The organism is Krasilnikovia sp. MM14-A1004, from assembly GCF_047159485.1.
Taxonomy (GTDB): domain Bacteria; phylum Actinomycetota; class Actinomycetes; order Mycobacteriales; family Micromonosporaceae; genus Actinoplanes.
Window position 1 is genome coordinate 6,039,373 of the sequence record NZ_AP038773.1, and the last position, 13,066, is coordinate 6,052,438.

General features: G+C 73.4%; 10 protein-coding genes and 1 pseudogene. 4 read left to right on the plus strand and 7 right to left on the minus strand.

The window, feature by feature from the left end; translation table 11 throughout:
- Nucleotides 1-55 precede the first annotated feature (55 nt).
- The 5 genes and pseudogenes from tsaE to ACMCNN_RS26065 form a co-directional block, all read right to left on the minus strand.
- Nucleotides 56-532: pseudogene (gene tsaE / locus ACMCNN_RS26045) on the minus strand (tRNA (adenosine(37)-N6)-threonylcarbamoyltransferase complex ATPase subunit type 1 TsaE); the annotation flags it as partial.
- Nucleotides 529-1,623: an alpha/beta fold hydrolase gene (locus ACMCNN_RS26050; protein ID WP_412743142.1), complete on the minus strand. Its 1,095-nt coding sequence runs from the start codon at nt 1,621-1,623 to the stop codon at nt 529-531. The gene ACMCNN_RS26050 and the pseudogene tsaE, both read right to left, overlap by 4 nt.
- On the minus strand, nt 1,620-2,774 hold the full coding sequence (gene alr / locus ACMCNN_RS26055; RefSeq protein WP_412747271.1) for an alanine racemase: 1,155 nt from the start codon (nt 2,772-2,774) through the stop codon (nt 1,620-1,622). The genes ACMCNN_RS26050 and alr overlap by 4 nt, the downstream gene beginning before the upstream one ends.
- Before the next feature lie 32 nt (nt 2,775-2,806).
- A complete protein-coding gene (locus ACMCNN_RS26060) occupies nt 2,807-4,258 on the minus strand; it encodes an NAD(P)H-hydrate dehydratase (protein ID WP_412743143.1) in 1,452 nt (483 codons plus the stop codon).
- A gap of 97 nt (nt 4,259-4,355) precedes the next feature.
- Entirely contained in the window at nt 4,356-4,724 is a 369-nt protein-coding gene (locus tag ACMCNN_RS26065) for a holo-ACP synthase (RefSeq protein WP_412743144.1), read from the minus strand.
- A gap of 171 nt (nt 4,725-4,895) precedes the next feature.
- On the opposite strand from ACMCNN_RS26065, the gene ACMCNN_RS26070 reads away from it, so the two are divergent.
- Entirely contained in the window at nt 4,896-5,207 is a 312-nt protein-coding gene (locus ACMCNN_RS26070) for a hypothetical protein (RefSeq protein WP_412743145.1), read from the plus strand.
- 94 nt (nt 5,208-5,301) lie between these two features.
- Nucleotides 5,302-7,005: an alpha/beta hydrolase gene (locus tag ACMCNN_RS26075; protein WP_412743146.1), complete on the plus strand. Its 1,704-nt coding sequence runs from the start codon at nt 5,302-5,304 to the stop codon at nt 7,003-7,005.
- On the opposite strand, the gene glmS is transcribed toward ACMCNN_RS26075, so the two are convergent.
- Nucleotides 6,992-8,872 (minus strand): glutamine--fructose-6-phosphate transaminase (isomerizing), encoded by a 1,881-nt coding sequence (gene glmS / locus ACMCNN_RS26080; RefSeq protein ID WP_412743147.1) that lies wholly within the window; start codon nt 8,870-8,872, stop codon nt 6,992-6,994. The two genes, ACMCNN_RS26075 and glmS, sit on opposite strands and share 14 nt — an antisense overlap.
- 355 nt (nt 8,873-9,227) lie before the next feature.
- On the opposite strand from glmS, the gene ACMCNN_RS26085 reads away from it, so the two are divergent.
- Both ACMCNN_RS26085 and ACMCNN_RS26090 read left to right on the plus strand, forming a co-directional pair.
- Nucleotides 9,228-10,283 carry an MmpS family transport accessory protein gene (locus ACMCNN_RS26085; RefSeq protein ID WP_412743148.1) on the plus strand — a complete coding sequence of 352 codons (1,056 nt, stop codon included), beginning with the start codon at nt 9,228-9,230 and terminating at the stop codon, nt 10,281-10,283.
- A gap of 75 nt (nt 10,284-10,358) precedes the next feature.
- Complete coding sequence (locus ACMCNN_RS26090; RefSeq protein ID WP_412743149.1) at nt 10,359-11,546, plus strand: pyridoxal phosphate-dependent aminotransferase; 1,188 nt, start codon at nt 10,359-10,361, stop codon at nt 11,544-11,546.
- A gap of 113 nt (nt 11,547-11,659) precedes the next feature.
- On the opposite strand, the gene glmM is transcribed toward ACMCNN_RS26090, so the two are convergent.
- The gene (gene glmM, locus ACMCNN_RS26095; RefSeq protein WP_412743150.1) at nt 11,660-13,009 is read right to left on the minus strand and encodes a phosphoglucosamine mutase; all 1,350 of its coding nucleotides are present in this window, start codon (nt 13,007-13,009) and stop codon (nt 11,660-11,662) included.
- Between the last annotated feature and the right edge of the window lie 57 nt (nt 13,010-13,066).

Genomic DNA, 13,066 nt, shown 5'->3' on the forward strand with positions numbered 1-13,066 from the left:
TGATGGCCACCTGGGTTGTGTCCGCCGATCGTTCCGCGATGGCCGCCGGGTCGGCGGTGGCCAGCCTCTCCGTCCACGCGTCGCCGTGGGACACGAGGTCCACGACGCGGGTGTCGTCGTCCAGGCGGGCGATGTGTACCTGGAGGTACTCGTCGTTCAGCTGCTCGGCCAGGCCCTCGCCCCACTCGACCACCGTGACGGAGTCGCCGGCGGACGCATCCAGGTCGAGGTCGTCGATCTCGGCGCGCGGGTCGGCGGCATCCCCCAGCCGGTACGCGTCCGCATGCACCAGCGCGACCCGCCCACCACGGGCCGGGTCCGGCCGGTGCACCCGGGCGATGACGAAAGTCGGTGAGGTGATGTCGCCGCGCACCCCGAGGCCGGCGCCGATGCCCTGGGTGAGTGCCGTCTTGCCCGCGCCGAGCGGCCCGGTGAGCAGCACGAGGTCACCCCGGTGCAGCAGGGTCGCGAGCCGCCGGCCGAACTGGCGGGTGTCTTCCACCGTGGCCAGCCGGATCCCCGTGGTGATCACGGGATTGCCGCCAGGAAGCCGTCCAGCGCGGCGTTGACCTCGTCGGAACGCTCCAGCATGACCACATGCCCACTGTTGTCGATCTTGACGAGCTTCGCGTCGGGCAGGTACTTGAGAATCTCCTCCGAGTGCGCCACGGGGGTGAGGTAGTCCTTCGTACCCACGATCACCAGCACCGGCACGCCCCGCAGCGGGGTCAGCGCTGGGAAGCGGTTGTGCGTGTAGAGGGTGCGCAGGTACTTGGTCAGCGTCTCGACCGAGGTCTTGGAGTTCATCTCCTCCACGAACGTGACCAGCGACGGGCTCGGACGCGGATCGCCGAACCCGTACCGGCGGGTCAGCAGCCAGGCGAGATCCGAGGCGGCCAGCCGGGCACGGTCGATCGCGCCGCCGCCGATCCGGGCGGCACCGCCCCACACCGGGAAGAACGGCGCGCTGGCGCGGGCCAGCAACGTCGGCACACCGATCCTGGTCTTGTCGATCAGGCTCGCGGAGGTGGAGATCAGGACCACGCCCGTGACCCGGTCGCCGAACCACTGTGGATAGTGCTCCGCGAACGCCATGAGCGTCATGCCGCCCATCGAGTGCCCGACCAGGACGATCGGCCCGTCCGGCACCGCGGCGTCCAGGACCGCGGCCAGCGAGCGGCCGAGCGCGGCGAGGTCGTAGTCGCCCGAGTTGAGCAGCCCGGACCGGCCGTGCCCTGGCTGGTCGTAGAAGACCATCCGGTAGTCGCCCTGCTCGGCGAGCGCCTTGCGCTGGAAGTAGAAGGTGCCCATGTCGAGGGCGTACCCGTGCACGAAGACGATCGTCGGCCGGTTGCCGGGGGTCCGCGGCTCGACGATCTCCACGTGCAGGTCGGTGCCGTCCGCGGCGGTCACGGTCAGCTCCGTGTCGAACGGCTGGTCGCCGAACGGCTCGTTCGCGTACGGGTCGCCGGGGGCGGTGACCGAGCGGCGGACGATCGCCCGCTCCGTGGCGACCGCGGCGGCCAGCCCCGCGGCGGCGACACCGATGACGGCGCCGACGATGCCGACCTTCTTCGCCCGGCGGCGCGAGGCGGCGGACCGGCGGGACTGCGTGGTGCTCACTGGGCCTCCCCGTCACCGGCCGCCGTCGGCACCCCGGCGCTGCCGTCGTAGACCCGCGGGATCCGGGAGCTGCCGAACCGGGTCACGATCTCGTAGTTGATGGTGCCCACCGCGGCCGCCCAGTCGTCGGCGGTCGGTGCGCCATCGTCACCCGGCCCGAACAGCGTGGCGACATCCCCCGGCGCGACCGGATCGTCCCCGCAGTCGACCACGATCTGATCCATGCTCACCCGGCCCGCGACGGTCCGGTTGCGGCCGGCGAGCCGGACCGGGCCCACGTTCGAGGCGTGCCGGGGAACGCCGTCGCCGTAGCCGAGCGGCACCTGGGCCAGCGTGGACTCGCGCGGCGTCACATAGGTCAGTCCGTACCCCACGCCCTGACCGGCCGGGACCCGCTTGGTGAGCGATACGCGGGCCCGGGCGGTCATCGCGGGACGCAGCCCCGACGCGTGTTCGGTGGGCAGCGGGGACAGGCCGTAGACCGCGAGACCGGCGCGGACCAGGTCGTAGTGGGTGTCGGGGCGGGTCAGCAGCGCGGCCGAGTTGGCGATGTGCCGGTACCGCGGGGTGATGGCGTACCGCTCGGCAAGCGCCAAGCCCTCCGCGTACGACGCGAGCTGCCGGTCGATCGATTCGTGGCCGGGCACGTCGGCGCAGGCGAAGTGGCTCCACACGCCGACGACCTCCACCGCACCGTCGGCCTGGGCCTTGCCCGCCGCCTCCAGCAGATGCGGCCACTCGGTCGGGGGCGCGCCGCCGCGTGTCAGGCCGGTGTCGAGCTTGAGGTGCACCCGGGCCGTACGCTCGGCGCGCCGTGCGGCCGCGACCACCTCCGCCAGCTGGCCGGTGCTGGCCGCGTTCAGGTCGATGTCGGCGGCGACGCCCCGCTCCAACGGCAGCCCCGGGGCGACCAGCCAGGCCAGGACGGGCACCCGGACCCCGCTCTCCCGCAGCTCGAGGGCCTCGTCGAGGGTGCACACCCCGAGCCAGGTCGCGCCGCCCGCCACCGCCGCGCGGGCCGCCGGGACCATGCCGTGCCCGTACCCGTCGGCTTTGACCACGGCCATGATCTCGGCGGTGGTCAGGGCGCGCAGCGTCGCCACGTTGTCCCGGATGGCGTCCAGATCGATCCGGACCTCGGCCTGCCACATGGGCACCAGCGTACTGAGGGGTCTGGTGGACATCAGGCCAGCAGGTCGGCCAGCACGGACCGCAGCGCGGCCGCCACATCCGGCGCGGTCACCGGGCCGTCCAGCGCGGCTCGCCGCCCGGCCAGCCCGTGCACGTACGCCGCGGCCACCGCCGCGCGTTCGGGGGCCAGCCCCGCGGCCAGCAGGGACCCCAGCAGGCCCGCCAGCACGTCACCGCTGCCCGCGGTGGCCAGTGCGGGGGTGCCCGTGGGGTTGACCCACACCTCACCGGCGGGCGTGGCGACGATCGTGCGATCACCCTTGAGCAGCACGACCGCGTTGATCCACGCAGCCAGCTTGCAGGCGGCACCGATCCGGTCCGCCCCGGGCGCCTCACCCGCCAGCCGGGCGAACTCGCCGTCGTGCGGTGTGATCACCAGAGGGGCGTCCCGGCGCAGGTCGGTAGCGTGCTGTCCGTCGACCAGCAGGGTCAGCGCGTCCGCGTCGAGCAGCACCGGCACCGCCGAGGCGAGCACGCTGCGCAGCTCGGTGCGCGCGTCGTCGGTGGTACCGAGCCCGGATCCGCAGACCCATGCCTGGACGCGGCCAGCGTCGGCCACCCGCGGCACCGCGACCACGGACGGATGCGCCCGGACGACCTCGGCGTGCGCGCTGCCCGCGAACCGGATCAGGCCGGTCGGGCCCGCCAGCGCACCGGCCACGGACAGGATCGCGGCGCCCGGATACCGCTCCGATCCGGTGGCGACCCCGACGACGCCGCGCGAGTATTTGTCGGAGGTCGGCCCCGGCTGCGGCCACCACGCCGCGATGTCGGCAGCGTCCGGTACGCGGATCGCGGGATCGCCCCGCAGCACCGGGCCGAGTCCGATGTCGACCAGATCGACGTGTCCCGCCCGGGCGGCGGCCGGGCCGACCAGGTGCGCGGGCTTGAGGCAGCCGAAGGTGACCGTGACGTCCGCGGTGACGGCCGCCCCCGGTACGTCGCCGGTGTCCACCGCGACGCCGCTGGGCACGTCGACCGCGACCACGGGCGGGCGGGCGCCGTCGCGCGCACGCAGGGCGCCGAGCCGGGCGACATACCCGGTGGCGGGCGCCCGCAGGCCGCCGCTGGCGCCGATGCCGATGATGCCGTCCAGCACGAGGTCGGCGTGCTCGGGCAGCTCCCGTACGGTGCAGCCACCGGCGTCGCGCAACGCCGCGAGACCCGCGAGATGCACCCGGTCCGGCCGCAGCAGCAGCGCCCGCACGGCCGCGCCCCGGGCGGCCAGCGCCGCCCCCGCATACAGCGTGTCGCCGCCGTTGTCGCCGCTGCCGACCAGCAGCAGCACCCGGGCGCCGCGGACCCCACCACGCTCCTTGAGCAGCAGCGCGCACCGGCGGGCCAGCCCCGCCGCGGCCCGCTGCATGAGGGTGCCTTCCGGCAGCGTCGCCATCAGCGCCCGTTCGGCCGCCCGGACCTCCGCCACCCGCCACGCCTGCCGCATCGCGCTCCTCGCCCTCGGTGTCGCCGGCGTCCCCGGCGTCGCGCCAGTTGTATGCCCGGGGTCCGACAGTTTCCGGCCGCCGCCCTCTTTGTGCTGCTCAGGTCTCCGCGACGACCATCGCCGAGGCGATACCGCCGTCGTGCGACAGCGACAGGTGCCAGCGGTTCACGCCGCGCTCCGCGGCGACCGCGGCGACCGTACCGGAAACCGTCAACCAGGGCCGTCCGTCCGGGTCCGCGACGATCTCGCAGTCGTGCCAGCGCAGGCCGGTGGGCGCACCGAGCGCCTTCGCGACGGCCTCCTTGGCCGCGAACCTCGCGGCCAGTGACTCCGGCGAACGCGGATTGCCCGACGGGGTCAGCCGCTCCGAATCCGTGAACAGCCGGTCCGCCAGCAGCGGTGTGCGTTCCAGGGCCCGGGCAAAACGGTCCACCAGGACGACGTCGATGCCGACAGACACGATCACAGGGCCAACCCTAGTGGTCGCGGGCGGCCGCGCAGAGGTCACCGCTCGTCGTCGCCGAGGCCTGTGGACAACCTCGGGTACGGCCGGAGCCCGCCGTCCACAGGCCCCCTTTTCCGTCCCACCCGACCCCTACGGTCGTACCGTCCCGTCTCCCCCACCCGGAGGTTGCCGATGACGGCCGACCTGGAAGTCGATCCCGACGAGGTGCGCCGCGCGGCGCGCGAGCTGAGCGCCACGGGCGCCCGCGTGGCCGCCGGGGCGCAGCCGCCACCCGCCGTAACGGTGCCGCGGTGGGATACCTCCGGCGCCGCCGCCGACCTGGCCGGCGACGCCCGCCGGTTCGCCTCGGCGCTCGCCACCGGCCTCGACGCGACCGGCCACGACCTGCTCATCACCGCCGACGGGTACGACGACGCGGATGCCCGGGCCGCGGCCCGGCTCAGCCGCGCGACCGCCTCGCCGACGCCGCGCGGCAACCGGTGAGCGGCGCGCGGCCGGCTACGCAGGCTCACGGTCGACCTGCCCGGCACCCCAGCCGCTGCAGGCAGGGGTGTGCATTGTTCGTCAGGTTGGACTGATGAGCGCCTCGACCTTCACCAGGCTGAGGGCGACCGACCCGGCTCGTTGGGCGGGCGCGTCCATCGCGTGGCGGTCCCGGGCGAGTGCCGCCGGGGCCTGGACGGCCGAGCTGCACCGGCACGCGGCCCGGCTGAGGTCGGGCTGGTCGGGTGCCGCGGCGCTGGCCGCGCTCGCGCGGCTGACCCGGTTACGGCGTGGCCTGGAGGTGTTCCGGCTCGCCTGTTACCGCGCCGATCAGGCGCTGAGCGAATTCGCCGGGGCGCTGACTCGCGCCCGGGCGTTGCTGGCCACGGCGCTCGCGGCGGCCCAGCGGGCGGGTCTGAGTTTCGACGACGAGGGCAACGTCCGGGAGTGTCCCGCCTCGGGGAAGGCCGCCACTGCGCAGTCCGCCACCGGACCGCGTGGGGCGCCCGCCGCCGAGCCGGGGACATCCGCGACTCGGACGGGGATGTCGGCGGAGGCGGGGGCGGCCCGCACGGAGGCGGTCGCTGCCATCACTGCCGCGTTGTCCGTCGCCACCACGGCGGACGGCGTGGCCGCGCGGCGACTGGACGACCTGAGGGCGGCGATCGGACCGCTCGCCGGCGCCGGCACCATCGCCGGAAGCGGACTCGCGGCCGTGCCGCCGCACGGCACGCCCCTGCCCTCGTGCACCTCCTCCCCGGCCGAGGTCCGTGCCTGGTGGGAAGCCCAGACGCCGGCCGAGCGCCTGTGGACGGCCGTCACGGAACCGGCCGCGATCGCCACCCTGGACGGCCTGCCCGCCGCCGACCGGGATCTGGCCAACCGGCTGCTGCTGGATCAGCAGCGCGCCGAAATCGACCGGGCCCTCCTGGATGCGCGAGGTGGCGAGCGCAAGAGGCTGCGCGGGCTCCGGGACGGCCTGGCCACGCTGGCCGACCGGCTGGCCGACGATGCCGGGCCGCGGGCGTACCTACTGCGGCTGGATCTCGCGGAGGAGGGCCGGGTGGTGGTGGCGCTCGGCGATCCGGACCGGGCCGACCACGTCCTCACCCATGTGCCCGGCATGACCGCGCGCCTCGCCTCGGCCGATGGCGAGCTGGGACGCGCGGAACGGGTCGCGGCCCGGGCGGGGTGGCTGGCCCCGGCGGCCGCGACGAGCGCGGTGTTGTGGCTCGACTACGACGCGCCCGACTTTGTGGACGAGGCGGCGGGCGCCGGCCGGGCCGAGGCGGGCGCGGAACGGCTGCGCCGGTTCCAGGACGGCCTGGCCGCCGCGCACGAGACCGGCCGAGCGCATCGGACCGTACTCGGGCACAGCTACGGCTCGCTGGTCGTGGGCCGGGCAGCCGCCACGTCGGGGCTGGCGGCCGACGACGTGATCTTCGTGGGGTCGCCGGGCGTCGGGGTGGATTCCGCGGGCGCGCTCAACATTCCCGCCGGGCACGTATGGTCGTCGACTTCCCGATCGGACGTCATCCAGTACGCGGCCCTGGCGCCACGCGGCCTACCGGCCGATCTCGCCGTCGCCGCCACCGTGCCGGGCCTCGGCGCCGCACTCGCGTTCGGCCGTCCGGAGGACGACCTGTGGTTCGGCCACAACCCGAGCGACCCGGCGTTCGGCGCCCGGGTCTTCGCCAGCCAGCCCGACGCCGGGCACCTCGGTTACTGGGACCGAGGCCGCCCGGCGCTGGACGCGATCACGGACATCACGGTGGGGCGCGATGTCACTCCACGGTGACCGACTTGGCCAGGTTGCGTGGCTGGTCGACGTCGTGGCCCCGGGCAGAGGCAATCTCGCAGGCGAGGATCTGCAGCGGCACGGTGGTCATCAGCGGGGCCAGCAGCGTCGGGGTACGCGGCACCTCGATGAGGTGGTCGGCGAACGCGCGCACCGCGTCGTCGCCCTGCTCCGCGATGACGATCGTGCGGGCTCCACGGGCGCGGACCTCTTGAATGTTGGAGACGACCTTGTCCCGCAGCACCCCACGGCCGGCAGGCGAGGGCACCACGCACACCACGGGGGTGCCCTGGTCGATCAGGGCGATCGGGCCATGCTTGAGCTCGCCGGCCGCGAAACCCTCCGCGTGCATGTACGCCAGCTCCTTGAGCTTGAGCGCCCCCTCAAGCGCTACCGGGTACCCGACGTGCCGGCCGATGAACAGCACCGTCGACGCCGTCTTGAGGTCGCGGGCCAGTTCCCGGACGTCCTCCATGGTGTCGAGCAGCTGCCGCAGGTGGTCGGGGGTCTCCATGAGCCGGGAGACGACCGCGGCCACCTCGTCGGCGTACATGACGCCGCGGACCTGAGCGAGGTGCAGGCCGATCAGATAGCACGCGACCAGCTGGGTGAGGAACGCCTTGGTGGACGCGACCGCGATCTCCGGGCCGCCGTGGGTGTAGAGCACCGCGTCGGACTCGCGGGGGATCGTCGAGCCGTTGGTGTTGCAGATGGCCAGCACGCGGGCCTTCTGCTCCTTCGCGTGCCGCAGCGCCATCAGAGTGTCCATGGTCTCGCCGGACTGGCTGATCGCGACGACCAGTGTGGACCGGTCGAGCACCGGGTCGCGATAGCGGAACTCGCTGGCCAGCTCCACCTCGCACGGGATCCGGGTCCAGTGCTCGATGGCGTACTTGGCGACCAGCCCGGAGTGGTACGCCGTGCCGCACGCGACGATGAACACCTTGTCGACGTCGCGCAGGTCCTGGTCGGTCAGGCGTACCTCGTCGAGGATGATCTCGCCGCGCTCGGAGAGCCGCCCGAGCAGCGTGTCGTGGATCGCCTGGGGCTGCTCGGCGATCTCCTTGAGCATGAAGTATTCGTAGCCGCCCTTCTCGGCGGCCGAGGCGTCCCAGTCGATGTGGAAGTCCTTGCCCGTGGAGGGCTGCCCGTCGAAGTCGGTGATCTCGATGCCCGCCGGGGTGATCAGGACGACCTGGTCCTGGCCCAGCTCCACCGCCTCGCGGGTGTGCTCGATGAAGGCCGACACGTCGCTGGCGAGGTAGTTTTCCCCCTCGCCGCGGCCGACGACCAGCGGCGAGTTGCGTCGGGCACCGACCACCGCGTCCGGCACCGCGACGTCGACCGCCAGCAGGGTGAACGCGCCCTCGAGGCGGCGGCAGACCCGTCGCATGCCCTCGGCCAGGGCCTGCGGCCCTTCCGCGCCGGCCGCTCGCAGTTCACTCATTTCGGCGGCCAGCAGGTGCGCGGCGCATTCGGTGTCGGTGTCGCTGGCGAACTCGACGCCGGTGGCCTGCAGCTCGGCGCGCAACCGGGTGAAGTTCTCGATGATGCCGTTGTGGATCACCGCGACCCGGCCGTCGGCCGACAGGTGGGGGTGGGCGTTACGGTCGGTCGGCCCACCGTGCGTCGCCCAGCGGGTGTGCCCGATGCCGGTGGATCCGGACGCGATACCGTCGGCGCCCCGATCGGCCAGTGCCTTCTCCAGGTTGGCGAGCTTGCCCGCGCGCTTCTCCATGCGCACGGACCCGTTGCTGATGACGGCCACACCGGCCGAGTCGTATCCCCGGTACTCCAGACGCCGCAGCCCGTCGAGCACGATGCCGAGCGCCGGGCGGCTACCTACGTATCCCACGATCCCACACATGTGGGGCAGCGTAGCGGACGACCGCTCACGCGTCCTGCGCGAAGTAGCCACTTTCACGCATCGACCCTGAGCGAAATGGCCATTCGGCCAGCCCGGAACCCTAGCCGGGCATACCGCCACCCGCCCATACCGGCCATGACCCCCCACCCAGCAGCACAGCCCACCCCAACTCGGGTGGCGCAGCTCACGCCGCGACGCGGCGGCACAACTCAGCTCGCGAACCGGACGGCACAGTTCACCCACGACCAGATCGCGCACTCACTCCCGACCCCGTGGCGCGGTCGCCTGCGACGCGGTGGCGCGGCAGGCGTACCGTCGGCTACCGCCACGACGTGCGCGCACCGGGAGAAGAACCTTGAGCGACAACAAGCCCCCAGAGTCCCAGCAGCCGTCGAACCCCCCTGGCGCCGACGACCCGACGGCCCCCGCGCCCGTCTCCGGCGACCCGTGGTCGGCGCCGTCGGGGGACGCGCTCGCGCCCGAGCCGTACCCCGCGGCTGGCGACGCGCTCTCCCCCCGGTCCGATCAGCCACCCCAGCCGCCGACCTTCCAGCCCGGGTACGCCTCGCTGCCGCAAGCACGCCCGGAGCAGCAGTACCCGCCGACGGCCATGTTCCCCACCCTGGGCGAGGGCGCCCCGGGGACCGGCTACGAGCCCCCAGCGGGGCAGAACCCACCCGGCTACGAGCCCCCCGGCTACGCCCCCCAGGGCTCCCCGGGCCACGGCCCGCAGGGCTACGGCCAGCCCGGCTATCCACCCCCGGTCTACGGCCAGCCCGAACCAGGCCAGCCCGGATACGCGCAGCAGGGTTACGCACAGCCCGGATACGCACAGCCGGGATTCGGGCAACCCGGATACGGGCAACCCGGCTACGGCCCGCCCCCGCCCGCGCCACGACGCAGCAACGCACCGCTCATCGCGGTCATCCTGGCGGTCACGCTGCTGCTGTGCGGCGGCGCTGCGACAGCCGGCGTGCTGGCGGTCAACCGGGCCGCCGATAAGGCCAAGGAGGCGGTCTCCAACCTCCCGACGGACCTCCCGAACGTGCCCACCGACCTGCCGACCGAGCTGCCGACCCTCCCCACCGACCTGCCGACCGACCTGCCCAACCTGCCCGGCGCCAACGGCAAGGAGATCACGGTCGAGTACGAGGTCACCGGCGACGGCCGAGCAGAGATCATTTACACGAAGAAGCTCGGCGAGGCCCCCGAGCGGGAAAGCAACGTCAAGTTGCCGTGGCACAAGAAGGTCAAGATGAACAGCCCCGCGCTGGTGTCGGTCACCGCCATCCGCAGCGGCACCGACTCGGGCACTCTCAGCTGCCGGGCCACGGTCGACGGCGAGCAGGTCGCCCAGCGCAGCCGGGAGGGCACCTTCGCGACCGCGTCCTGCATCAAGATGGTTCTCTAGAAGACGCGCCAACAGAAGACGCGCCAACGGCAACGGCCGGTCGAGGACACGGCGTCGCGCCCGTAGGCTGGCGCCGTGACGACGTCGATCCCGGCCGACCCGCTCGTCGGCCGCATGCGCCCGTTCGGCACCACCATCTTCACCGAGATGTCCGCGCTCGCCGTACGCACGGGCGCGGTCAACCTCGGGCAGGGCTTCCCGGACACGGACGGCCCGCCGGAGATGCTCGCGGCGGCGGCGCAGGCACTGAACTCGGGCGCGAACCAGTACCCGCCGCTGGCCGGCATCCCTGCATTGCGGGCCGCGATCGCGGCACACGAGCAGCGTTTCTGGGGGCTGACCCGGGATCCGGACACCGAGGTGGCGGTCACCGCGGGCGCCACCGAGGCGATCGCCGCCAGCATCCTCGCCCTGTGCGAGGCGGGCGACGAGGTGGTCTGCTTCGAGCCGTACTACGACTCGTACGCGGCCTCGATCACCCTCGCCGGCGCCGTCCGCCGTCCGGTGACGCTGCGCCCCGGCGCGGACGGCCGGTACCGGTTCGACGAGGGCGAGCTGCGTGCCGCCTTCGGGCCGCGTACCCGGCTGGTCCTGCTCAACTCGCCGCACAACCCGACCGGCAAGGTGTTCACCGCCGCCGAACTCACGCTGATCGCGAACCTGTGCCGCGAGCACGACGTGTACGCGGTGACCGACGAGGTGTACGAGCATCTGGTCTTCACGGACGCCACGGCACCGCACGTCCCGCTGGCCACGCTGCCGGGAATGCGCGAGCGCACCATCCGGATCTCATCCGCGGGCAAGACCTTCTCCTGCACGGGCTGGAAGGTCGGCTGGGCCACCGGACCGGCGCCACTGGTGTCCGCGGTGCTACGGGTCAAGCAGTTCCTGACGTTCGTCAACGCGGGCCCGTTGCAGCCGGCCGTGGCCGTGGCGCTCGGCCTGCCGGACAGCTACTTCGCGCAGTTCCGCGACGGCCTGCAACGCCGCCGGGACCGGCTGGTCTCGGGGCTGACCGACGCCGGCTTCGCGGTGCTCCCCGCCGAGGGCACCTACTTCGTCACCACGGACATCACGGGGCTCGGCGGCAGCGACGGGGTGGAGTTCTGCCGATCGCTGCCGGAGCGGTGCGGCGTGGTGGCGGTGCCGACCCAGGTGTTCTACGACCACCAGGAGGAGGGGCGGCGGCTGGTCCGGTTCGCGTTCTGCAAACGCGAGGAGGTCATCGACGAGGCCGCCCGCCGCCTGCGCACCTTGACCTGACCGCGCCCGACCCCACCGGACCGGCCCAGCCCGGCCACACCGACCATGCGGCAGACGCCACCACCGCGGGCCACGCCCCGGCCACACCGAACACGCGGCAGACCGGCCCGGACTCAGACCGGGCTGGCCGTGCGTACCTCGTCGGCGATGCGCTCGGCGACCGCTCGGGCCTGCTCCTGGGTGGCCGCTTCCACCATGACCCGCACCAGATGCTCGGTACCGGAGGGGCGCAGCAGGACCCGGCCGGTCTCGCCCAGTTCCTGCTCGGCCAGCGCCACGGCGGCCTGCACGGCCGGTGCCGCCGCGCCCGCCTGCCGGTCGGCCACCCGTACGTTGATCAGCTCCTGCGGCAGCTTGTGCACGACCGCGGCGAGGTCGGCCAGGCTCTGGCCGGTCGCGGCCATCCGCGCCATGAGGTGCAGGCCGGTCAGCACGCCGTCGCCGGTCGTCGCGTACGCGGGCATGACGATGTGGCCGCTCTGCTCGCCGCCGAGGGCCAGCTTGCCGTTCTGCAGCTCTTCCAACACGTACCGGTCGCCGACCTTGGTCTCGACCAGCCGGATGCCGGCCTGCTTCATGGCCAGCCGCAGCCCCAGGTTGCTCATGACCGTGGCGACCAGGGTGTCGCCGGTCAGCGTCCCGGCGTCGCGCATGGCCAGCGCGAGGATCGCCATGATCTGGTCGCCGTCGACGACCTCGCCGGACGCGGTGACCGCGAGGCAGCGGTCGGCGTCGCCGTCGTGGGCGAGGCCGAGGTCGGCGCCCTCCGCGAGGACGGCCGCACGGACCGCCTCCAAATGGGTGGAGCCGCAGTTGTCGTTGATGTTGAGCCCGTCGGGCTGGGCGTGGATGGCGATGACCTCCGCCCCCGCCTCCTGGTACGCGACGGGGCCCACCTCGCTGGCCGCCCCGTTCGCGCAGTCGACGACGACCTTGATCCCCGACAGGCTGTGCGGAGCCGAGCCAACGAGGTGCTTCACGTAGTGTTCGCCGCCGTCCAGCAGGTCGTGCACCCGGCCGATCCCGGCGCCGGTGGGGCGCCCGATCAGCCCGTGCCCGTCCGCGATCGCCGCCTCAATGCGCTGTTCCAGCTCGTCGGGCAGCTTGTGGCCGCCCGCGGCGAACAGCTTGATGCCGTTGTCCGGCATCGGGTTGTGCGACGCCGACAGCATCACCCCGAGGTCCGCGTTGGCCTGCCCGACCAGGTACGCGACAGCCGGGGTGGGCAGCACTCCGACCCGGACGACGTTGGCACCCGCGCTGGTCAGGCCGGCCACGACCGCGGCTTCCAGCATCTCGCCGCTGGCCCGCGGGTCCCGCCCGACGATCGCGAGGGGCTGGTGGCTGCGGTCGCTCTCGATGAGCACCCGGGCGGCCGCGACCGCGACCGAGACAGCGAGTTCCGGAGTGAGATCGCCGTTCGCGAGTCCGCGTACGCCGTCGGTGCCGAAGAGACGCGCCATTGCGGCTTCCTTTCGCCGGTGCCTTCACCCGTCCGAACAGGTCGGGGACCGGAGTGC